Raw genomic sequence first — 21279 nt, 5'->3', positions numbered from 1 at the left:
CCGCGCGCGGGCGCAGCATCGATACGTGACTGTATGCGATACAGACCTGTATCGGTAGCGGCGGTACGCTCCTGCTGGGGCGACGACGGAAGGGTGGGCGGCATGAGCGAGACCAGCACCGCGGTGGACGGCGCCGCCGACGCCACCGTCTCGCGCCGCCGCCGGCACACCCGCGAGCGCCTGCTCGACGCCGCGTTCGACCTGTTCGCCGACGAGGGCGTCGACGCGACGTCGATCGAGGCCGTCTGCGAGCGCGCCGGCTTCACCCGCGGCGCGTTCTACTCGAACTTCGACAACAAGTACGCCCTGCTCCTCGCGCTGGCCGCGCGTGAGCACCAGCGCCGCCTGCACGAGCTGCGCAGCGCCCTCGCGGTCGCGCAGGGCGAGTGCGCGCAGGGCGCCGGCATCGACGTGGACGCGATGGCCCGGTTCCTCGAGATCCTGCTCGAGCGCATCTCCGACGACCGCCGCTGGCGCGTCATCAGCGCCGAGCTCACGCTGCTCGCGATGCGGCAGCCCGAGATCGCGCGCCACCACCACGACCTGGACCGGGAGATGACCGACGAGGTCGCGGACGAGATCGAGCGCCTCATGCCCACGCTCGGCCGCCGGCTCGTCCTGCCCGCGCGGCAGGTCCTGCGCGTGCTCGCCGCGGGCTACCTGGCCGACCTGAACGCAGCGGACCTCTCGGGCGACCCGCAGCCCGCGGCCCGCGCCCGTGCGGAGGCGGCGACGTGGCTGCCCACGGTCGCCGACCGGCTCACGGTCCCCCTCTGAGCGACGTCCCGGGGAGGGTGCCGCGGGACGCCGGGACCCTCAGGCATGCTGGACGCATGACCAGCCTGCCCGGGGGAGTGTCCGTCAGCCGGTTGCGGGTCTACGACTGGCCGGCACCCGACGGCGTCGGACGTGCCGGGAGCGGGACGCCGCACGTCCACATCGCCTCGAGCGAGGCGTACGTCGTGCTGTCCGGCACGGGCGCGGTCCACACGCTCGGCCCCGAGGGTGTCGCCGAGCACGCGCTGCGCCCGGGTGTGGTCGTCACGATCGACCCCGGCGTCGTCCACCGCGTGGTGAACGACGGCGACCTGGAGGTCCTCGTCGTCATGGCGAACGCCGGCCTGCTCGAGGCGGGCGACGCCGTCATGACGTTCCCTCCGGCGGCGTTGACGGATGTCGCGACGTACCGGGACGTCGCCTCGCTGCCCGTCGGCGGGGCGCACGCCGACGTCACAGACGAGCAGGTCGCCGCCGCCGTCCGCGCGCGCCGCGACCTCGCGCTCGTGGGCTACAACCAGCTGCGGGAGGCGGTCGAGCGGGCCGGCGCGCGCGCCGCGCTGCAGCCGTTCCACGAGGCCGCCGTCCGGCTCGTGCGGCCGTCGGTCCCACGCTGGCAGGACCTGTGGGGGCGGACGGCGTTCGCCGAGACCGACGCCACCGCCGGCGTGCTCGAGGGCCTCATGCGCGGGTCCGCCCCGCACCTGCGGGCCGGGCGTGCGGAGCGCCTCGAGTCGGTCCCCGCGCCTCGCCGGTACGGCATGTGCGGCCGCCTGGAGACGTGGGACCTGGGCTGAGCCGCCGTCGTCAGCGCCCGGCGGCCGCCGCCAGGACCAGGTGGCGGTCCGCGGTGACGGCGACGAGGAGGTCGCGCTCGGACACGGCGTGCTGCCGCAGGTCCGTGCGGCCCGTCGCGGCGAGCTGCCGGCGGAACGCGAGGGTCGTCGCGTCACGCTGGAACCGGCGCATCGCCGCGCCCGCGTCCTTGCCGCCGGCGCGCGTCGCCCACCCGACCGCCGTCGTGCGGCGTCGCAGCGACGTCAGCATGTCGATCTCGTGCGGGGCGAACCAGCCGGCGCCGGCGTACTCCGACAGGCGGTGGCGGATCACCGCGCACTCCTGGCGGCGCAGCCAGAACGCCAGGCCGACGACGCCCGCGAAGAGGGGCACCTGCACGACCGCGAACACCGCGAGGTAGGCGTCGCCCGCGAACACGCTGGTCGCGTTCCACGCCGCGTGCCCCGCCATGGCGATGAGGAGCCCCAGCGGCAGCAGCCACCAGGCGGCGTGCCGGTGGCGGGACCGGGCGGCCAGCCCCAGGGCGGCGCCGGTGCACGCCGTGAACAGCAGGTGCGCGAACGGCGTCGCGAGCCCGCGGAGCACGAACGTCTCGGCCAGCGTGGGGCCCGCCTGGCCGAAGTACAGGATGTTCTCGGTGAACGCGAAGCCCGCCGCGACGACCCCCGCGTAGACGATCCCGTCGACGACGCCGTCGAAGTAGCGGCGCCGGGCGAGGAACAGCGCGAGCACGCCCGCGGCCTTGGCGAGCTCCTCGACGACGGGGGCCGACACCAGCATGGCGGCGAGCACCCCCGCGTCGAGGTCCCCGGTCACCTGCGCGACCGCGAGCATCGTCAGCTCGTTGGCGACGAGGGAGACCAGGACCGCGACGCCCGCGCCCCACAGGAGCCCGAAGAGCAGGGCGCCGCGCGGCTCGGGCTCCCAGCGGTCGAGCCAGCGCACGCCCAGCAGCACCGCGGTCAGCGGCACGACGGCCAGCAGGGTGCCGACGACGCCCGCGCCGACGCCGACCTGCACGAGCACCAGCGCGACCGCGCCGAGCGCCGCCACCGCGATGAGGGCGGCGGCGACGATCGCCAGGACGTCGCGTGCGGGGGTCCGGCGCCGGTCGGGGACCCACTGCGCGGGGACGACGTCCACGGCGGTGGCGGGCGGGGCGGGCTCGTGGCTGCTCACGCCGCCACCCTAGGGCCGCGAGCGGGACGCACGTCCCGGCGCGCTGCCGTGCCCGACCGTAGGGTGGCCCGGACCGGCCGCCGGCCGGACGAGACGAGGGGACGCATGGACGAGCGCGAGGTCCGCCGCAGGATGCGGGCGCAGGAGCTGTACGACGACGAGGGCCCCGGCCTGGAGGCGCTCGTCGCGGAGCGTCAGCGCGCCAAGGAGCTCACGTGGCGCTTCAACCTGATGAACCCGACGGACGTCCCGGGGCGCCAGGCGATCCTGCGCGAGCTGTTCGGTGCCATGGGCGAGCGCGTGTGGATCGAGGCGCCGCTGCAGGTGTCGTACGGCTACAACGTCTCGTTCGGTGACGACGTGTTCGTCAACGTGGGGTTCACGCTGGTCGACGACGTCGAGGTCACCATCGGGTCGCGCGTGATGATCGCCCCCAACGTCACGATCAGCGTCACGGGGCACCCCGTGCACCCCGAGCTGCGCTCCGGCATGTCCCAGTTCTCGGCGCCCGTGACCGTCGAGGACGACGTGTGGATCGGTGCGCACGTGGTGCTGCTGCCCGGTGTGCGGGTCGGCGCCGGCTCGATCGTCGGGGCCGGCAGCGTCGTGACGAAGGACGTGCCGCCCGGCGTCGTCGTCGGCGGCGTGCCGGCACGCGTCCTGCGGCCCATCACCGACGCGGACCGCGAGTTCACCTACCGGTCGCCCGGCACGCTGGCCTGACCGGTCGCGCGCCCGGCCGCCGCCGGGGCGTCGGCGGCGAGCAGCACGGTGCGTCCGCGAGGTCGAGGGTGTGCGGGCATCGGAGGTGGGTCCCCGCGGCACCACCCGCTGGGCACGGGCGAGGCGCGCGCCTCACGCGTCCGCGTACGAGTCCACGACCGCCAGGTCGAGCGCGAACTCCACGGGCGCCGACCCGAACAGCAGCCGGCCCGCCTCGTCGGCGGCGTCCCGCACGGCGCGCGCGACCTCGTCCGCGTCGGCCGCAGGGGAGTGCACGACGACCTCGTCGTGCAGGAAGAACACCAGGTGCGCGCGGCCGTCGCCGATGCCGCGCAGCCGGCGCCGCAGGGACGCGAGCCAGCACAGCGCCCACTCGGCCGCCGTGCCCTGGACGACGAAGTTGCGGGTGAACCGGCCGCGGTCGCGCGCGCGCCGGCGGGCGTCGCGTACGTCGTCGGGGTCGGCGCCCTCCGCCCCCGCGGCGCCGAGGCGGTCGAGGAACGCCGCGCTCCCGGGCGGTGACGTGCGGCCCAGCCAGGTCGAGACCGGCTCGCCGCGCTCGCCCGCGCGCGCCGCCGCCTCCACGAGCGCGACCGCCTGCGGGTACGCGCGGGTCAGCCGGGGCATGAGCATGCCCGCGGTGCCCGTGGTCGCGCCGTAGATCGCACCGAGCAGCGCGTACTTGGCGTCCTTGCGGGTGGGGACCGTGCCGGCGTCGGCGATCCGCTGGTAGAGGTCGGACCCGCGCGCGGCCTCCGCCATCGCGCGGTCCCCGGAGATCGCGGCCAGGACCCGCGGCTCGAGCTGGGCGGCGTCGGCGACCACGAGCCGCCAGCCCGGGTCGGCGCGCGCGGCGCCGCGCAGGGAGGCGGGGAGCTGCAGCGCGCCGCCGCCGTCGGTCGCCCAGCGTCCCGTGACGACGCCGCCGACCACGTACGTGGGACGGAACCGTCCGTCGTGCACCCACGTGTCGAGCCACGCCCAGCCGTTCGCGCTCAGCAGCCGGGACAGCCGCTTGTACTCCAGCAGCGGCTCGACCACGGGGTGGTCGAGCTCACGGATCTCCCACTTGCTCGTGGACCCGAGCGAGAAGCCCTGGCGCCGCAGCGCGGCGAGCAGGTGCGGCTGGGAGTCGGGGTTGAGGCGGGGGTCGCTCAGCAGGTCGCGGATCGTGCCGACGAGCTCCTCGAGGCGGCGCGGCCGCCCGCCGCCCACCGGTCGCGGCCCGACGAGCGCGGTGATCAGCTCGTCGTGCCGCACGGGGTCCCAGGGCAGGCCGTCGTGCTGCATCTCGGCAGCGAGCAGCGCGCCGCCGGACTCGGCCGCGAGCAGCAGCCGCAGCCGTCCGGGCTGCGTCGACCCGGCGACGGCGTCGAGCTGGTCGCGCAGCGCGGCGAGCAGGTCGTCGGGCGTCGCGTCGCCGGGGTCGGCCCGGTCGGACGAGGGCGAGGTGTCGCGCAGCGCGTCGAACAGGTCGGGCTCGCGCACCACCGGGACGTCCGGCGGCGGGGCGTCGAGGGGGCCCGCGGGAGCCGACTGCAGGCGTGACCCGGCGGCGGACGCCGCGTGCCGCAGGATCGTCTGGCACAGCCGCAGGTCGTGGCAGCGCTCGACGCGCACGCCCGCGGCGAGCAGGGAGGGGTACCAGCGGCGCGTGTCGTCCCAGACCCAGCGCGGGTGGTCGGCGGCCTCGAGCTGCGCGACCGCGTCCGCGAGCGCGTCGTCGTCGACGACGCGCACGTCCTGCCGTGCGGCGGCGGCGTCGAGCGACGTCAGGGTGACGGTGCGTGCGCGCGTGTCACGGGTGAGCAGGACGGAGGCGGGCACGGTTCATCCTCGCGCGGCCCGCTGACATCGGCGTCACCCGTCGCGGCTGGACAGCACGCAGAACTCGTTCCCGTCGGGGTCGGCCAGGACGTCCCACGAGACGTCGGGACCCTGCCCGACGTCGACGCGCGTGGCCCCCAGGTCCAGGAGCCGGGCGATCTCGGCGTCCCGGTCGTCCGAGGTGTGCGGTGCCAGGTCCAGGTGCAGCCGGTTCTTCACGGTCTTGTCGTGGTCGACCTGGACGAAGCAGAGCCCGGGCGGCATCCGGTGGAACGGCGTCGAGGCTGCGGCCTCGCGACCCCACGGCGGCAGGACGCCGGCCTCGTCCTCGGCGAACGGCACGTAGTCCCAGCCGAGCGCGGCCGCCCACCAGCGCGCGAGCGCGTGGGGGTCGCGGGACTCGACGACGGTGGTGTACCAGCGCAGCGGCATCGTGACTCCTCGGTCGGGTGCCGGTCACGCTACGACCCGCCACCGACACCCGCGCGTCAGCGCGCGAGGGCCGTCCGCACGGCGTCGCCCGGCACGGCGAGCAGCGCGCTGCCGTCCTCGCCGTCCAGCGTCACGACGAGGTCCGCGGTCTCGGGGTCGACGACGACCTCGACCGCGTCGTCGCCGTGGACGACGCCCGGCGTGCGCAGGGCGTCGTCGAGGATCTCGCACGGCCACATCCACCGGGTCACGCCGGTCCGCTGCAGGAAGTGCACGACGAGGTGCGCGCCCTCACGGTGCACCGTGCTCGCGACCGTCGCCGACGTGCGCACGAGCACGCAGTCCGCCGACGTCAGCACCGGTGTGGCACCCGTCTCACCCATGTGGTCCTCCGCTGCTCGCGCCCCCGACGCCCGGGTCCAGCGCCCGGCGACCGCGGGCCGGCCGGGTCGGTCCGGACGCTATCGGCGCCTGCTGACACAGGGGGGTGCTGGGCGGGGTGAGATACCGGTGCGATCGGGTGACGTGCGACGACGCGTCCCGGGGGAGGCCCGGCCGGCGTGGAAGCAAGCGCTTGCCGCGTCGTCGGCGGCGCGCTGCCGGCCGTGGGAGGCCCACCGCTCCGGTGCCGCCCCGCACCACCCGCCCGCCCGGGACGCCCCCCGGTGGCTATCGTCGAACGGTTACCGCGCGCCGCGTCTCCTGCGTTAGCGTCGTGCGGCCGGTCGCACGATCCGAACGTCGTAGAGGACCCCGTGGTGGACACCCCCCCGTACCAGGACCCGTCGCTCCCCATCCCGGAGCGCGTGGCGGACCTGCTGAGCCGCATGACGCTGCCCGAGAAGGTGGGCCAGATGCTGCAGCTCGACGCCCAGCCGGGGGTCGAGGACCTCGTCCTCGAGCAGCACGTGGGCTCGATCCTGCACGCCTCGCCGCAGCGCGTGCTCGAGGCGCTCGACGCCGTCGAGCGCTCCCGGCTGCGCATCCCGCTGCTCGTCGCGGACGACGCGATCCACGGCTACTCGTTCTGGCGCGGCGCGACGATCTTCCCCACGCAGCTCGGCGTCGCCGCGTCGTGGGACCCCGCCGCGGCCGAGGCCATGGCGCGCGTGACGGCCGTCGAGGTGTCCGCCACCGGCCTGCACTGGACGTTCTCGCCCGTGGTCTGCATCACGCGCGACCTGCGCTGGGGGCGCGTGACCGAGACCTTCGGCGAGGACCCGTTCCTCATCGGCGAGCTCGCCGCCGCGATGGTCCGCGGCTACCAGGGCGACGGCCTGGACGACCCGACGGCGATCCTCGCGTGCGCGAAGCACTTCGCCGGGTACTCCGAGACCCAGGGTGGGCGTGACGCCTCGGAGGCGGACCTGTCGCGGCGCAAGCTGCGCTCGTGGTTCCTGCCGCCGTTCGAGCGCGTGGCGCGCGAGGGCGCGCGGACGTTCATGATCGGGTACCAGTCGACCGACGGCGTGCCGATCGTCGTCAACAAGTGGCTCCTGCAGGACGTGCTGCGCGGCGAGTGGGGCTGGACCGGCACGCTCATCACCGACTGGGACAACGTCGGTCGCATGGTCTGGGAGCAGAAGATCGCCCCCGACCACGAGCACGCGGCGGCGAACGCGGTGAACGCGGGCAACGACATGGTGATGACGACGCCCGGCTTCTTCGACGGTGCGCAGAAGGCCGTCGCCAACGGCCTGGTCGACGAGGCGCAGCTCGACGCGGCCGTCGCGCGCATCCTCACGATCAAGTTCGAGCTCGGTCTCTTCGAGAACCCGCGTCGCCCCGACCCGGTCCGGCAGGCCGAGGTCATCGGCTCCGACGACCACCAGGACATCAACCTGCACGTCACGCGGCGCTCGCTCGTGCTGCTGCGCAACTCGGGCGTCCTGCCGCTGGGCGGAGGGCTGGAGTCCGGGCTCGACGGGCGCGCGACCGCGCCCGACGGCTCGGTGCCGCCGCCGCTGCGCATCGCGCTCGTCGGCCCCAACGCCGACGACGTCGACGCCCAGCTCGGCGACTGGGCCGGCCGCTCGGGGCAGGTCGACTGGATGCGCGAGGAGGGGCACCCGCGCGACATGACCGAGACGGTCCTCGACGGGCTGACCGGTCTGCTGCCCGAGAGCTGGGAGCTCACCTACGCGCAGGGAGCCGAGATCGGCACGCTCGGGCCCGACCCCGAGGGCGAGCTCTACCCGGACGGCCAGCCGCGCATGCCGATCCTGCACGCGGCCGAGCCGGACGCCGCGTTGATCGCCGAGGCCGTGGCCGCGGCGCAGGCGGCCGACCACGTCGTCGCGGTCGTCGGCGACACCATCGGGCTCATGGGCGAGACGCGCTCGACCGCCACGCTCGAGCTCGTCGGCGGGCAGGTCGCCCTGCTCGACGCGCTCGCCGCGACCGGCACGCCCATGACCGTCGTCCTCGTCGCGTCGAAGCCGCTGGTCCTGCCCGACTCGGCACTGGGCGCCGACGCGATCGTGTGGGCCGCGAACCCGGGCATGCGTGGTGGCCGCGCGATCGCCGAGCTGCTGCTCGGCACGATCGACCCCGCCGGGCGCCTGCCGCTGACGTTCGCGCGGCACGTGGGGCAGCAGCCCGTCTACTACAACGGTCTGCGCGGTCAGCACGGCACCCGCTACGCGGACCTCACGCAGGACCCGGCGTTCGCGTTCGGCGAGGGGCTGTCGTACTCGACCGTCGAGTACACGGACCTCACCGTGGCGACGCCCGTCCTGGGCCGCGACGACGTCGTGCGGGCGCAGGTCACGGTCACCAACACGGGCACGCGGCCGTCCCACGAGGTCGTCCAGGTCTACGTCAGCGACCTCGTCACGTCGCTGACGTGGGCGGACAAGGAGCTCAAGGCGTACCGCCACGTCGACGTCGCACCGGGGGAGTCCGTCGTCGTCGACGTCGAGCTGCCCGTCGCCGACTGCACGATCGTCGACGCCGAGGGTCGGCGCATCGTCGAGCCCGGTGAGTTCGAGCTGCTCGTCGGCCGCTCGTCGCGCGACCGCGACCTGCTGCGCGCGGGGTTCACGGTCACGGGCTGAGGCCCGCGCGTCAGCGCGCGGCGCCCGAGCTCTCGCGCACGACGAGCTCGGGCTGGAACACGACGCGCTCGGGCGCCGCGTCCGGGCCGCCGGCGGCCTCGCGCAGCAGCAGGTCGGCGGCCGTCCAGCCGAGGGTGTGCGTGGGCTGGCGCACCGTGGTCAGGGGGACCGCGAGCATGCTCGCGACCGGGATGTCGTCGTAGCCGACGACCGCCATGTCCTCGGGCACGGCGACCCCGGCGCGGCGCAGCGTGCGCAGGGCGCCCACGGCCGCCAGGTCGTTGGCGCAGAGCGTCGCGGTCGGTCGGCGCGCCGACGGCAGCGCCAGCAGCCGGGCCATGCCGGCTGCACCCGCGTCGAGGTCGAGCGCCGGCACGGTCACCTCGACGAGCGCGTCCTGCGGGTCGAGACCGGCGGCGGTCAGCGCGGCGACGGCTCCCTCGCGTCGTGCGGCGCACTGGCCGACCGTGTCGGGGCCGTTGACGAAGCCGAGGCGGCGGTGGCCCAGTGCCAGCAGGTGCTCGACCGCGAGCTGCGCGCCGCGCACGTCGTCGACGCCGACGCACGAGATCGGCACCGGGTGGCGGGGCACGTCGAGCAGGACGATGTGCACGCCGCGCTCGCGCATCGCGAGGATCGCGTCGAGCGACGTGCGGGCAGGGCTGACGACGAGGCCGTGCACGCCGTGCTCCTCGTGCAGCCGCAGGTAGCGGGCCTCGCGCGCGGGGTCGTCGTCGGACGACGACAGCAGGAGCGTGTACTGGTCGGGAGAGATCCGGTCCTCGATGCCGCGGGCGATCTCGGTGAAGAACGGGTTGGCCATGTCCAGGACGATGACGCCGATGGTCTGGGCGGCCCCGACGCGCAGCTGGCGCGCGGAGGCGTTGCGGACGAACCCGAGCTCCTCGATGCTCGCCAGCACGCGTCCACGGGTGGCAGGTGCCACCTGGTCGGGCCGGTTGAGCACGTTCGACACGGTGCCCACGGAGACCCCCGCGCGGCGCGCGACGTCGGTGATCGACGGGCGCCGGGCCGGGCCGTGACCGCTGCTCGTCATCGACGCCCACCCGTTCCTCGTGCGTCGCCGGCCGTTCGGCCTCGTCGGAGGGCCGTCGCCGATGCTAACGGGGGCGGGGGGTCCGCGCCCGCGCCCGGCCACGACCCGCCCACAGGTGGATCGCTAAACGATTCGCCGTGCGACGAGCCCTGCTGCGTCCCGCTCCATCATGCGATTGTGAACGTACACAACGGCTGACGGGACCTCTCCGCTCCCTCGGTCGCGCGCGCCGGACGAGGACGTCCGGCCCCGCGGCAGAGGGTGCGCGCAAGGCCGGCACGCACCGCGGAACGGGGCGTGGTCGGCCGGTGGGGAGTGCCCGTCGCCGGTCCGGGCCATCCGCCGCCGTCGGCGGGTGCAAGCAGAGAGGGCGACGCATGCAGAACACATCGCGACGGGCCCGCAGGGTGCTCGTCGCCGCGACCTCGGTCGCCGCACTGACCCTCACGGGTGTGCTCACCGCGCTGCCGGCGCATGCCGCGGCCGGCACCCTCGGTGCGGCCGCCCAGCAGAGCGGGCGCTACTTCGGCGTGGCGATCGCCGCGGGCAAGATGAACGACGGCACCTACATGGGCATCGTCGACCGTGAGTTCAGCTCGATCGTGGCCGAGAACGAGATGAAGATGGACGCCACGGAGCCGAACCAGAACCAGTTCAGCTACACCAACGGCGACCGGATCGTCAGCTACGCGCTCGGCAAGGGCAAGCAGGTCCGCGGGCACACGCTCGCGTGGCACCAGCAGCAGCCCGGCTGGATGCAGAACATGTCCGGCAGCACCCTGCGCAACGCCCTCATCAACCACGTCACGCAGGTCGCGACCCACTTCCGGGGCAAGATCCACAGCTGGGACGTCGTCAACGAGGCCTTCGCCGACGACGGCCGCGGCAGCCGGCGCGACTCCAACCTGCAGCGCACCGGCAACGACTGGATCGAGGCCGCGTTCCGCGCCGCCCGCGCCGCCGACCCGGGCGCCAAGCTCTGCTACAACGACTACAACACCGACGGCATCAACGCGAAGTCGACCGGCGTCTACAACATGGTGCGCGACTTCAAGTCGCGCGGCGTGCCGATCGACTGCGTCGGCTTCCAGTCCCACCTGGGCACGGGCGTCCCGAGCGACTACCAGGCCAACCTCCAGCGGTTCGCCGACCTCGGGGTCGACGTGCAGATCACCGAGCTCGACATCGAGCAGGGCGGCAACCAGGCCAACGCGTACCGGCAGGTCACGCAGGCGTGCCTCGCCGTCGCGCGCTGCACCGGCATCACGGTGTGGGGCGTCCGTGACAACGACTCGTGGCGCACGGGTGCCAACCCGCTGCTCTTCGACAGCTTCGGCAACAAGAAGGCCGCCTACACCGCGGTCCTCGACGCGCTGAACGCGGCGCCGCCCACGCAGTCGCCGACGCCGACACCCACACGGTCCGCGACGCCCACGCCGTCCGTGAGCCCGACGCCGTCGGCGACCCCGACGCCGTCGGCCACGCCCACGCAGAACCCGGGCACCGGCGCGTGCACGGTCGAGTACAGGGTCACGGCGCAGTGGCCGGGCGGGTTCACGGGTGACATCCGGATCACGAACCACGGTGCCGCGCTCAGCGGCTGGACCCTCGCGTTCGCGTTCCCCGGCAACCAGAGCGTCCAGCAGTCGTGGAGCGGCGTCACGACCCAGACCGGCAACCAGGTGAGCATCCGCAACGCCGACTACAACGGATCCGTCCCGTCCGGCGGCACGGTGCAGCTCGGCTTCAACGGCGTGTTCTCCGGCAGCGACAACCCCGTGCCCACGGCGTTCACCCTCAACGGTGCCGGCTGCAACGGTGCGGTGACCCCCACGCGGTCGCCGACCCCGACCGTGTCGCCGACGCCGACGGCGACACCCTCGGTCTCGCCCACCCCGACGGTGTCACCGACGCCGACCGTGTCGCCCACGCCCACGACGCAGCCCACGTGCAACCTGCCGTCGTCCTACCGCTGGTCGGACTCCGGGGTGCTCGCGCAGCCGCGGTCCGGCTGGGTGTCGCTCAAGGACTTCACGGTCGCGCCGTACAACGGGCAGCAGCTCGTGTACGCCACGACGCACGACAACGGCGAGTCGTGGGGGTCGATGAACTTCGGCCTGTTCACGAACTACTCGCAGATGGGCTCGGCGAGCCAGAACGCGATGCCGTTCAGCGCGGTCGCACCGTCGCTGTTCTACTTCGCCCCGAAGAACGTGTGGGTCCTGGCCTACCAGTGGGGCGGTCCCGCGTTCTCCTACCGGACGTCGACCAACCCGACCGACGTGAACAGCTGGTCGGCGCACCAGAACCTGTTCACCGGGTCGATCTCGAACTCCGGCACCGGCCCCATCGACCAGGCGCTCATCGGTGACGACCGCAACATGTACCTGTTCTTCGCCGGTGACAACGGCAACATCTACCGGGCCTCGATGCCGATCGGGAACTTCCCCGGCAGCTTCGGTTCCAGCTACCAGACGATCATGACCGACACGCAGGCCAACCTGTTCGAGGCGGTGCAGGTCTACAAGCTCCAGGGCCAGCAGCGCTACCTCATGATCGTCGAGGCCATGGGCTCGCAGGGCCGCTACTTCCGGTCCTTCACGGCCACGAGCCTCGACGGGACCTGGACCCCGCAGGCCGCGAGCGAGTCGAACCCGTTCGCGGGCAAGGCCAACTCGGGCGCCACGTGGACCAACGACATCAGCCACGGCGAGCTGCTGCGGGTCAGCGCGGACCAGACCATGACGGTCGACCCGTGCAACCTGCGTCTGCTCTACCAGGGCCGCAGCCCGAGCTCGGGCGGCGACTACGGTCGCCTGCCGTACCGACCGGGCCTGCTGACGATGCAGCGGTAGCCCATGACCGTCGGCGGGCCGGACACCCGACCGACGCACGACACGCCCGGCCGTCGCCCCAGGGGCGGCGGCGGTCGGGCGCGGCCCGGGATCTCGGACCCGGGCGGGCCGGGCGGCGCGGGGGGCCGCCCGGCCACCCGCTGCCCGCGACGAGCGCCGGCCGCACGCTCCCCCGGGGGGTCGGCGATCCCCTCCCAACGCCCCGGGGAGCGCCGGCGCTCGACCGGCGATCGGGCCGCGACCGGCAGGCTCAGCGCGGCGGCTGCCCGCCGACCACGTCCGGCAGCGCCTCGACGAGGGCCTGCGTGTCGGGGTGCTGCGGCGCCCGCAGGACCTCGCGCAGCGGCCCCGACTCCACGATGCGCCCCTCCGCCAGGACGAGCACGTGGTCCGTGAGCCGGTCCAGCAGACGCACGTCGTGCGACGCGACGAGCAGCCCGATGCCGTCGGTGCGCACGAGCGCACGGATGTCGTCGGCGATCTCCTCGCGCATCGACTGGTCGACGGCCGTCAGCGGCTCGTCGAGGAGCAGGAGGTCCGGGCGGGTCGCCAGCGCGCGCGCGATGGCGATGCGCTGCCGCTCGCCGCCGGACAGCGTCCCGACCCGCCGCGTGACGAACCGGATGGGCAGGCCGACGACGGCGAGCGCGGCCTCGACGTCGTTGCTCGTGGTCCGACCGGCCTTGCGGGCCTCCTTGAACGCGTCGAGGATCGTCTCCTCGACGGTGCGCTGGATGTCGACGCCCGCGATGCCGTTCTGGTGCACGGTGCGCAGGCGGGCCTTGACGTCCTTGCGCTTGCGCCGGGGCGTCTTGGCGACGGGGACACCGCCGAGCGTCACGTGCCCCTGCGCGGGCCGCATGCCGCCGCCGAGGATCTCCACCAGCGTCGACTTGCCCACGCCCGAGCGGCCGAGCACGCCGATCGCGTCGCCGGGGCGCAGCGTGAGCTCGACGCCCGCCAGCACGGGCGGGCCGCCGTACCCGGCCCAGACGTCGGTGGCCTCGAGGACTGCGGGGGCGCTGCTCATGCGTGGTGCTCGTCTCGTCTCGTCGTGGGCGCCGGTCCGACGCCGCTTGCCGGTCCCAACGTACGACCAGGGCGGTCGGATCCCACGATCCGTCGTCGGATTCGGCGGTCGGTCCCGGTGCTAGCGTGCACGGGCAACCGTCCGAGACGCCGCCGGCGGCGCCCCGGGCCGCCGGCGACGACGCCGCTGCGGCCCGTCCACGCCCGCGCGACGTCGCGCGCCCCAGGAGGACCCCGTGCCCGCTGACGCCCGCATCCGCTACGGCGCCGACTACAACCCGGAGCAGTGGTCGCAGGACGTCTGGGACGAGGACGTGCGCCTCATGCGCGACGCCCACGTCACGACCGCCACGGTCGGGGTGTTCTCCTGGTCGCGCCTCGAGCCGCGTCCCGGTGAGTACGACTTCGCGTGGCTGGACGACGTGCTCGGGCGCCTGCACGCCGGTGGCGTGCGCGTGGTGCTGGCGACCGCGACGGCATCACCCCCCGCGTGGTTCGCCGCGCGGTACCCCGACTCGCTGCCCGTCACCGAGGACGGCGTGCGCCTGGCCTTCGGGTCGCGGCAGCAGTACTCGCCGTCGTCCCCGGACTACCTGCGGCACGCTCTCGCGCTGGTCGAGCAGGTCGCCTCGCGGTACGCCGACCACCCGGCCCTGGAGATGTGGCACGTCAACAACGAGTACGGCTGCCAGGTGTCGCGCTCGTACGACGCCCACAGCGCCGCGGCCTTCCGCACGTGGCTCGCGCGCCGCTACGGCGACGTCGAGGAGCTCAACCGTGCGTGGGGCACCGAGTTCTGGTCCCAGCGGTACGGGTCCTTCGACGAGGTCGGCGTGCCGTCCGCCGCGCCGGCCACCCGCAACCCGACGCAGGTGCTCGACTTCCGGCGCTTCAGCTCCGACGCGATGCTCGCGCTGCACCGGGCGGAGGTCGAGGTGATCCGCCGCTACAGCCCCGACGTGCCGATCACCACCAACTTCATGGGGTTCTTCGAGGGGGCCGACTACTGGGCCTGGGCGCCGTACGTCGACGTCGTCAGCGACGACGCGTACCCGGACCCCGTCGACCCCGCCGCGTACGTGCGGCTCGCCGCGCAGCGCGACCTCGTGCGCGGCCTCGGGGGCGGTCGGCCGTGGCTGCTCATGGAGCAGGCGACCGGCGCCGTGAACTGGCGTGCGCGCAACGCGCCGCGTCCCCGCGGCCAGCACCGGGCGCAGTCCCTGCAGGCGGTCGCGCGCGGCGCGGACGGCGTCCTGCACTTCCAGTGGCGGCAGTCGGCGTCCGGCGCCGAGCGGTTCCACTCGGCGATGGTGCCGCACGCCGGGCCGCAGTCCCGGGTGTTCCGGGACGTCGTCGCCCTCGGGGAGGAGCTGACCGGTCTGGCGGACCTGGTCGGCACGCGCGTGACGGCGCACGTCGCGGTCGTCCTGGACTGGGACTCGTGGTGGGCGCTCGAGCAGGGTGCGGTGCCGACGCGCGTCGGGTACGTCGAGCGGTTCCTCGACTGGTACGCGCCGTTCCTGCGGCGCGGGGTCACGGTCGACGTCGTGCCGGCCGGTGCCGACGTCGTGGGCTACGACCTCGTCGTCGCGCCCGTCCTGCACGTCGCGCGGCGCGCGCACCTCGAGGCGCTGGACGCGTACGTGCGCGGGGGCGGGCACCTGGTCGTCACGTACGCGTCCGCCGTGGTCGACGAGGACCTGCGGGTCTACCTGGGCGGGTACCTCGGTCCGCTGCAGGGGACGCTCGGCGTGCGGGTCGAGGAGCTCGCGCCGACGGCCGGCCCCGGCGGCACGCCCGGGCCCGCGCTGCGGCTCGCCGGTGGGCTCGCGGGTGCGGCGTCCCTGTGGCAGGACGTGCTGGTCGTGGACGACGCCGAGGTCGTCGCGACCTTCGCCGACGGGTACGCCGCGGGCGGTGCGGCCGTGACGCGGCGCGAGCACGGTGACGGCGTCGCCTGGTACGTCGCGACGCAGCCGGCGGCCGACGTGCTCGACGCGCTGGTCGACCGCGTGCTGGGTGAGGCCGACGTGGCGTCGTTGTTCGCCGCCCCCGTCGAGGGCGTCGAGGCCGTGCGGCGCGGCGACCGCCTCGTCGTCGTGAACCACACCGGCGCCCCGGTGAGCGTCGACGTCGCGGGGACCCGCACCGATCTGGACGCCCACGACGCGAGGGTGCTGCCCGCCGACCCGGCGTGAGGGGTTCCCGTCGCCTGACGACGGCAACCCCTCACGTCGCCGGCTCAGCGGCGGCGCGCCACCAGCACCGCGTCGCGCACGACGACCTCGGCACCGTCGTGCCGGTGTGGCCGCTCGACGACCTGCGCCTCGATCGACGACCACTGCGCCGGGTCCAGGTCCGCGGCGACCTGCTCGGCGGTGTGACCGAGCCGCGCGAGGTGCGGCCGCGGCACGGGTCCGTCCAGGTCCGACGGGTCGTGCCCGACGACCAGCAGCGTGCCGCCCGGCGCGACCGCGTCCGCGAGCCACGCCCAGCCGCGTCCGCCCTCGGCGTGCAGGTAGTGCGACGTCACCAGGTCGTACCGCTCGGCGGGCGTCCACGTGCGCAGGTCGGCCTGGACCCAGGTGACCTCCAGCCCGCGTGCGGCGGCCTGCGCGGCGCCGCGGTCCAGCGCCGTCTGCGACGCGTCGACGGCCGTCACGCGCCACCCGTGCTCGGCGAGCCAGATGGCGTCGGCACCCTCACCGGCGCCCGCGTCGAGCGCGGTGCCGGGTGCCTGGTCCGCGGCGACCTGCGCGAGGGACGGGTTGACGTGACCGCTCCACATGCGGTCGAACGTCCGGTAGCGCTCCTCCCACCAGGTCGGGTCGAGCTCGTCGGCGGACGAGATGTCGTCGGTCACGGTGGTCTCCTCGGGTACGGGTCGCGGGTGCGCTGCGTCAGGCACGGGCGGCGGCGAGGTCGGCCGTAACGAGCGACAGGTTGGCCTGGGCGCCGACGGCCGAGCCCGCGGCGATGCTCGACGCCAGCGCGTGGTGCGGCCCGGCGACGTTGCCGGCCGCCCACACGCCCGGGACGGACGCGGCACCCGTGCCGTCGACGGTCACGCCGCGGCCGAGGTCCTCGTCGGTGTCGCCGACCGCGTGGGTCTCGAGGCCGAGGCCGTCGACGAGCGCGTCGTCGAGGACGGCGCGCGGGGCGACGAAGACGGCGTCGCACGCGACCGTCGTCCCGTCCGCGAGCGTCAGTCCCGTCAGGGCGTCGTCCTCGACCCGCACGCCGGTGGCGCGTCCGGCGACCACCCGCACGCCGCGGGCCGCGAGGTCGGCGCGGGCGTCGGCGTCGAGCTCGACGGCGTCGTGCAGCACGACCGTGACGTCGTCGCTGAGCTGCCGCGTCAGCAGGGCGCGGTGGACGACCGACGACCCCGGGGCGAGCACCGCGAGGCGGCGGTCCCGCACCTCCCAGCCGTGGCAGTACGGGCAGTGCAGGACGTCGCGGCCCCACCGCTCGCGCAGCCCGGGCACGTCCGGCAGCTCGTCGCGCAGGCCCGAGGTGAGCACGAGGCGCCGGGCGCGGTGCGTCGTGCCGTCGGACGTGCGGACCTCGAAGGCGGGCTCGTCGCCGGGCAGGCGACGGGCGTCCACTGCCCGCGCGGTGACGAGCTCGACACCGTAGCGTTCGACCTCGGCGCGGCCCGCAGCGAGGAGCTCGGCAGGCGGCGTGCCGTCGTGCGTGAGCAGGTTGTGCGCGTGCGGCGACGGCGCGTTGCGGGGCTCGCCGGCGTCCAGGACGCGCACGCTGCGACGCGAGCGGCCGAGGCACAGAGCGGCGGAGAGCCCGGCGGCACCGCCGCCGAGCACGAGGACGTCGACGGGCGAGGCGGTCTCGATCGGCATGCTCCGAGCGTGCGGGAAGCGGCGCTGGTTGACAAGTGCAGTTGCCGAGACGGCAAATGGTGGGCATGGATGATCTCGACACGGTGCTGGGAACGGTCGGCCCCCGGCTCCGTGCGCTGCGCGAGCACCGCGGGTCGACGCTCGCCGACGTCGCGGGCGTCACCGGCATCTCCGTCAGCACGCTGTCGCGCCTGGAGTCCGCCCGGCGCCGCCCCACGCTCGAGCTGCTGCTGCCCCTCGCACGGTTCCACGAGGTGACGATCGACGAGCTGGTCGACGTCCCCGCGGGCGACGACCCGCGGGTGGCGCCGCACCCGACGGTCCGCCACGGCGTCACGTACGTCCCGCTCAGCCGCCGTGGCGAGGGTCCCCACGCGTACCGGCTCGAGTACCCGCCGCGCACACCGCCCGAGGTCGGCGAGCCGCGGGTCCACGAGGGCTACGAGTGGCTCTACGTGCTGAGCGGCACGCTGCGCCTGGTGCTCGGGGGCCGGTCGCTCGACCTCGTCGCCGGCGAGGCCGCCGAGTTCGACACGCGCGTCCCGCACTGGCTGGGCAACGTGTCCGACGGCCCCGTCGAGGTGCTCGCCCTCTACGGGCCGCAGGGCGAGCGCATGCACGTCCGCGCGCGCCCCCGCCGCAGGGACTGACCACGACGTGGGACGGCCGAAGCGCGAGACCGGGCCGGGTCGTCCTCCGGCGCCCGGTCGACGACCGCGGCCGGTCTCGGCGGCTCAGCCGAGCGTCGCCGCGACGACCAGCAGCACCGGGACGCACAGGATCGTCGTGACCAGGCCCGTGTCGCGTGCGAGCGCCTCGCCGTGGCGGTACCGCATCGCGTAGACCAGCACGTTCTGCGCGGTCGGCAGCGCAGCCATCGCGACGACGGCCAGCAGCGCGGGCGCCGGCAGCCCGAGCGCGCTCCCGACGCCCCAGGTCAGGACGGGGTGGACGACCGACCGCAGCCCGACGGCCAGGGCGAGGTCCCGCCGCGGCGCCGCCCCACCGGTCGTGCGTGGCACCGCGAGCGACATGCCGAACGTGATGAGCGCGAGCGGTGCGGCCGCGGCCCCGACCAGCGCGAACGGCTGCAGGACGACCTCGGGCAGCGACCACGGCAGCGCGGCGAGCACGAGCCCGGTGAGCGTCGCGAGGATGATCGGGTTGCTCAGCGTGCGCCGCACGACCGTCTCGAGGCGCATCGCGAGCGGAACGCGGCCGCCCGGCGCGGGGGCCGGGGCGTCACCCGGGTCGGTCTCCAGGGGCGGGGTGGGTCGGGCGTCGAGGACGGCGAACGCGACGGGCGCCAGGACCAGGAGCTGGAAGAGCAGCGTCGGGACGACGGCGACGGGGTCGTCGAGCAGGTAGACGGCCAGCGGCAGGCCGATGTTGCCGGCGTTGACGTACGAGGACGCGAGCGTGCCGACCGTGACGTCGGCGGCCGGCCGGTGCCACACGAGGCGCAGGACGACGACGGCCAGCACGGCCACCACCGTCGTGCTCAGCCACGTGACGAGGGCCGTCCGTGACGCGAGCAGGTGCAGGTCGGCGTGCGCGACGGTCGAGACGAGGAGCGCGGGCGTCGCGACGGCGAAGACGACGCGCGCCAGCACCGGCGCCGCCCGCTCGCCGAGGACGCGCCACCGGCCCAGCGCCCAGCCGAGCCCGACGACGGCGCCCATCGTGCCCAGCGCGCCGAGGACGGCCGACATCAGCGCGTCCGCAGCGGGGCCGACGAGGCGCTCGGTGTCACGGCGCCGATCCTCGCACGGGGCCGGCGGCGGCAGGCGCGACGCGGTCTCCGCACATGCAACCTAGGGGTTGCGTCACGGCGCCGACGGGTGCAGGCTGTCTGCAACAGAAGAGTTGCACCAAGGAGGCAGCCATGACCGCTCACCAGACCACCGCGCTCGTCGACGACACCACCTCGAGCGTCACCCGCACGGTCCGCGTCGACGCCCCGCCCGCCCGCGTGTTCGAGGTCCTCACACGCGAGGACCTCGTCGCCCGGTGGTTCGGGCAGCGCGCCTCGCTGCCGGACCTGCGCGTCGGTGGCACCGGCACCCTCGGGTGGGACGGCGAGCACGACGTCCCGCTGCGGATCGAGGCCTACGACCCGCCGCGCCGCTTCGCCTTCGCGTGGCCCGGCTGCGGAGGTGACCTGGACCCCGCCAGCGAGCTGACCGCGACCTTCACGCTCGTGCCCGACGGCACCGGGACGCTGCTCACGGTCGTCGAGACGGGCTTCGACAGGCTCGGTGACGAGCGGCTGCGCCAGCTCGCGGACCACCGCGACGGCTGGACGGCCGAGCTCGACGAGCTCGTGGCGCTCGTCGCCGGCGGGGTGGCGGTGTGACGTCCGCGAGCGGCGCGACGGACGTCGTCGCGGTGTGCGCCGCGCTGGGCGACGAGACCCGGTGGCAGGTGCTCACCGAGGTCGGGCGCGGTGAGGCGTCCGCGTCCGCGCTGGCCGAGCGCCTGCCGGTGAGCCGCCAGGCCATCGCCAAGCACCTGGCCGTGCTGGCCGAGGTCGGGCTGGTCGAGCCCGTCCGGGCCGGGCGCGAGGTGCGGTACCGGGCGGTCGGCGCGCGCCTCGGGCTGCTCGCGCGCACGCTCGAGGCCGTCGGTGCCCGCTGGGACGAGCGGCTGGCCGCGATCGCACGCCTCGCGGAGGCGCCGCCGGGGTGAGTGCCGAGGTGAGCGCCGGGCGGTTCGTCCGGGATGTCCGGACGGGCCATGCGATCGTGACCTGAGCGGTGCCCGGCGGCCCGGGTGGCAACGCGACGGCAACCGGCACGAAACACCGCGCTGCGAGCCTGCAGGAGCGCAGGGGGCGCTTCTCACGGCACGCACCGGTCCGCCGGTGCGTGCCGTCTGCTCGGAAGGAACACCGCCCTCATGCGCGACCGCACCCCCGGGTCGAGGCCGAGGCGACGTGCCCTGCACGCCGCCCTCGCCGTCCTCGGTCTCACCCTCCTGACGGCGGTCCCCGCCGCTGCCGCCCCCACCGTCGACGAGGCCACGCTCGCCGTCCCCACCGGGCCCGTGACCGCCGGGGCGACCGTCGACGTCCGGCTGGACCTGCTGGACGTCACCGACCTGTACGCGTACGAGGCGACGCTCACCTTCGACCCCGCGCTCCTCGCGTTCGACTCCGTGACGGACGCGCCCGACGGCGGGTTCGACGACGTCACGAGCGGCACCGGCTCGGTGACGGTGCGGCACACGCGGCTCGGTGCGTCCCCGGGCCTCACGGGCACGGTCGCCACGACGGTGCGCCTGCGCACGCTCGCCGGCGGCACGGCGACGGTCACGCTGTCGGGCCTGACGCTCGTCGGCTCCGACGGGGCCACGGTCGCCGCCGCGGACGTGACGTCCGTCGCCGTCGAGGTCGCGCCCGCGCCGACGCCCGGCCCGACGACGACGCCCGGCCCGACGGCGACGCCCCCGACCCCGACGACCACCCCCGAGGCGACCGCTCCCGTGCCGTCGCCGTCCGCGACGGCCGGCGCTGCGGCGTCCGGTCCGGGCACCGGGACCCTGAGCGCGACCGGCGCCCAGGTGGGTGGCCTGCTCGCGCTCGCGCTCGGTGCGGTCGCGCTCGGTGCGTTCCTCGTGCGTCGCCGGACGGCGGCCGCCCGATGAGCCGCCCCGGCACCGCCCCGACCGACCCGACCCGCAGGAGC

The 21279-nt window shown here is 75.1% G+C and carries 19 protein-coding genes; 10 read left to right on the top strand and 9 right to left on the bottom strand.

Translation table 11 applies throughout. From position 1 onward, the window contains the following. Positions 1-102 precede the first annotated feature (102 nt). Both KKR89_RS18410 and KKR89_RS15080 read left to right on the top strand, forming a co-directional pair. Positions 103-777 (top strand): TetR/AcrR family transcriptional regulator, encoded by a 675-nt coding sequence (locus KKR89_RS18410; RefSeq protein ID WP_208286495.1) that lies wholly within the window; start codon positions 103-105, stop codon positions 775-777. Between the two features lie 56 nt (positions 778-833). Then, complete coding sequence (locus tag KKR89_RS15080; RefSeq protein ID WP_208196158.1) at positions 834-1574, top strand: cupin domain-containing protein; 741 nt, start codon at positions 834-836, stop codon at positions 1572-1574. A gap of 10 nt (positions 1575-1584) precedes the next feature. Here KKR89_RS15080 and KKR89_RS15075 read toward each other — a convergent pair whose 3' ends face one another. Beyond that, complete coding sequence (locus KKR89_RS15075; protein ID WP_208196157.1) at positions 1585-2754, bottom strand: PrsW family intramembrane metalloprotease; 1170 nt, start codon at positions 2752-2754, stop codon at positions 1585-1587. A 105-nt stretch (positions 2755-2859) separates the two neighbouring features. Here KKR89_RS15075 and KKR89_RS15070 point away from each other — a divergent pair, with 105 nt between their 5' ends. Further along, a complete protein-coding gene (locus tag KKR89_RS15070) occupies positions 2860-3477 on the top strand; it encodes a sugar O-acetyltransferase (protein ID WP_208196156.1) in 618 nt (205 codons plus the stop codon). A 132-nt stretch (positions 3478-3609) separates the two neighbouring features. Here KKR89_RS15070 and KKR89_RS15065 read toward each other — a convergent pair whose 3' ends face one another. From KKR89_RS15065 to KKR89_RS15055, 3 genes are read right to left on the bottom strand one after another with little or no spacing between them, the layout of a single operon-like run. Continuing rightward, complete coding sequence (locus KKR89_RS15065; RefSeq protein ID WP_208196155.1) at positions 3610-5304, bottom strand: bifunctional 3'-5' exonuclease/DNA polymerase; 1695 nt, start codon at positions 5302-5304, stop codon at positions 3610-3612. A 33-nt stretch (positions 5305-5337) separates the two neighbouring features. Further along, on the bottom strand, positions 5338-5736 hold the full coding sequence (locus KKR89_RS15060) for a VOC family protein (protein ID WP_208196154.1): 399 nt from the start codon (positions 5734-5736) through the stop codon (positions 5338-5340). Positions 5737-5792: 56 nt separating this feature from the next. Continuing rightward, a complete protein-coding gene (locus KKR89_RS15055; protein ID WP_208196153.1) occupies positions 5793-6119 on the bottom strand; it encodes a hypothetical protein in 327 nt (108 codons plus the stop codon). 372 nt (positions 6120-6491) lie between these two features. Between KKR89_RS15055 and KKR89_RS15050 the strand changes: the two genes are divergently transcribed. After that, positions 6492-8792 (top strand): exo-beta-d-1,3/1,6-glucosidase, encoded by a 2301-nt coding sequence (locus tag KKR89_RS15050; RefSeq protein WP_372438572.1) that lies wholly within the window; start codon positions 6492-6494, stop codon positions 8790-8792. Between the two features lie 10 nt (positions 8793-8802). Here the strand turns inward: KKR89_RS15050 and KKR89_RS15045 are convergent, their stop codons facing one another. After that, positions 8803-9849: a LacI family DNA-binding transcriptional regulator gene (locus KKR89_RS15045; RefSeq protein WP_208196151.1), complete on the bottom strand. Its 1047-nt coding sequence runs from the start codon at positions 9847-9849 to the stop codon at positions 8803-8805. A gap of 377 nt (positions 9850-10226) precedes the next feature. Here KKR89_RS15045 and KKR89_RS15040 point away from each other — a divergent pair, with 377 nt between their 5' ends. Continuing rightward, positions 10227-12704: a non-reducing end alpha-L-arabinofuranosidase family hydrolase gene (locus KKR89_RS15040; protein WP_208196150.1), complete on the top strand. Its 2478-nt coding sequence runs from the start codon at positions 10227-10229 to the stop codon at positions 12702-12704. 250 nt (positions 12705-12954) lie between these two features. Here the strand turns inward: KKR89_RS15040 and KKR89_RS15035 are convergent, their stop codons facing one another. After that, entirely contained in the window at positions 12955-13734 is a 780-nt protein-coding gene (locus KKR89_RS15035; RefSeq protein ID WP_208196149.1) for an ATP-binding cassette domain-containing protein, read from the bottom strand. A 235-nt stretch (positions 13735-13969) separates the two neighbouring features. Here KKR89_RS15035 and KKR89_RS15030 point away from each other — a divergent pair, with 235 nt between their 5' ends. Next, positions 13970-15931 carry a beta-galactosidase gene (locus tag KKR89_RS15030; protein WP_208196148.1) on the top strand — a complete coding sequence of 654 codons (1962 nt, stop codon included), beginning with the start codon at positions 13970-13972 and terminating at the stop codon, positions 15929-15931. Between the two features lie 44 nt (positions 15932-15975). Here the strand turns inward: KKR89_RS15030 and KKR89_RS15025 are convergent, their stop codons facing one another. Both KKR89_RS15025 and KKR89_RS15020 read right to left on the bottom strand, forming a co-directional pair. After that, a complete protein-coding gene (locus KKR89_RS15025; protein WP_208196147.1) occupies positions 15976-16596 on the bottom strand; it encodes a class I SAM-dependent methyltransferase in 621 nt (206 codons plus the stop codon). Positions 16597-16633: 37 nt separating this feature from the next. Further along, positions 16634-17593, bottom strand: coding sequence for an NAD(P)/FAD-dependent oxidoreductase (locus tag KKR89_RS15020; RefSeq protein ID WP_243882635.1), 960 nt, complete (start codon positions 17591-17593; stop codon positions 16634-16636). Between the two features lie 56 nt (positions 17594-17649). Here KKR89_RS15020 and KKR89_RS15015 point away from each other — a divergent pair, with 56 nt between their 5' ends. Next, a complete protein-coding gene (locus KKR89_RS15015; protein WP_208196146.1) occupies positions 17650-18243 on the top strand; it encodes a helix-turn-helix domain-containing protein in 594 nt (197 codons plus the stop codon). An 84-nt stretch (positions 18244-18327) separates the two neighbouring features. Here KKR89_RS15015 and KKR89_RS15010 read toward each other — a convergent pair whose 3' ends face one another. Continuing rightward, positions 18328-19305 (bottom strand): AEC family transporter, encoded by a 978-nt coding sequence (locus KKR89_RS15010; protein WP_208196145.1) that lies wholly within the window; start codon positions 19303-19305, stop codon positions 18328-18330. Between the two features lie 173 nt (positions 19306-19478). On the opposite strand from KKR89_RS15010, the gene KKR89_RS15005 reads away from it, so the two are divergent. The 3 genes from KKR89_RS15005 to KKR89_RS14995 all read left to right on the top strand — a co-directional run bounded on the left by KKR89_RS15005 (position 19479) and on the right by KKR89_RS14995 (position 21238). Further along, positions 19479-19949: an SRPBCC domain-containing protein gene (locus KKR89_RS15005; protein WP_208196144.1), complete on the top strand. Its 471-nt coding sequence runs from the start codon at positions 19479-19481 to the stop codon at positions 19947-19949. Then, positions 19946-20281, top strand: coding sequence for an ArsR/SmtB family transcription factor (locus tag KKR89_RS15000; protein WP_251140912.1), 336 nt, complete (start codon positions 19946-19948; stop codon positions 20279-20281). Before KKR89_RS15005 ends, KKR89_RS15000 begins: the two co-directional genes overlap by 4 nt. 210 nt (positions 20282-20491) lie before the next feature. Next, on the top strand, positions 20492-21238 hold the full coding sequence (locus tag KKR89_RS14995; protein WP_208196143.1) for a cohesin domain-containing protein: 747 nt from the start codon (positions 20492-20494) through the stop codon (positions 21236-21238). Positions 21239-21279 lie beyond the last annotated feature (41 nt).

It is taken from the genome of Cellulomonas dongxiuzhuiae, assembly GCF_018623035.1.
GTDB lineage: Bacteria > Actinomycetota > Actinomycetes > Actinomycetales > Cellulomonadaceae > Cellulomonas > Cellulomonas dongxiuzhuiae.
This window is presented reverse-complemented; position numbering and strand designations above follow the sequence as displayed.

Coding starts and splice junctions, on each gene's coding strand:
- KKR89_RS15045 (WP_208196151.1), bottom strand. CDS start 9,849: ATGACGAGCAGCGGTCACGGCCCGGCCCGGCGCCCGTCGATCACCGAC.
- KKR89_RS18410 (WP_208286495.1), top strand. CDS start 103: ATGAGCGAGACCAGCACCGCGGTGGACGGCGCCGCCGACGCCACCGTC.
- KKR89_RS15040 (WP_208196150.1), top strand. CDS start 10,227: ATGCAGAACACATCGCGACGGGCCCGCAGGGTGCTCGTCGCCGCGACC.
- KKR89_RS15060 (WP_208196154.1), bottom strand. CDS start 5,736: ATGCCGCTGCGCTGGTACACCACCGTCGTCGAGTCCCGCGACCCCCAC.
- KKR89_RS15035 (WP_208196149.1), bottom strand. CDS start 13,734: ATGAGCAGCGCCCCCGCAGTCCTCGAGGCCACCGACGTCTGGGCCGGG.
- KKR89_RS15080 (WP_208196158.1), top strand. CDS start 834: ATGACCAGCCTGCCCGGGGGAGTGTCCGTCAGCCGGTTGCGGGTCTAC.
- KKR89_RS14995 (WP_208196143.1), top strand. CDS start 20,492: ATGCGCGACCGCACCCCCGGGTCGAGGCCGAGGCGACGTGCCCTGCAC.
- KKR89_RS15070 (WP_208196156.1), top strand. CDS start 2,860: ATGGACGAGCGCGAGGTCCGCCGCAGGATGCGGGCGCAGGAGCTGTAC.
- KKR89_RS15020 (WP_243882635.1), bottom strand. CDS start 17,593: ATGCCGATCGAGACCGCCTCGCCCGTCGACGTCCTCGTGCTCGGCGGC.
- KKR89_RS15010 (WP_208196145.1), bottom strand. CDS start 19,305: ATGTCGGCCGTCCTCGGCGCGCTGGGCACGATGGGCGCCGTCGTCGGG.
- KKR89_RS15005 (WP_208196144.1), top strand. CDS start 19,479: ATGACCGCTCACCAGACCACCGCGCTCGTCGACGACACCACCTCGAGC.
- KKR89_RS15015 (WP_208196146.1), top strand. CDS start 17,650: ATGGTGGGCATGGATGATCTCGACACGGTGCTGGGAACGGTCGGCCCC.
- KKR89_RS15055 (WP_208196153.1), bottom strand. CDS start 6,119: ATGGGTGAGACGGGTGCCACACCGGTGCTGACGTCGGCGGACTGCGTG.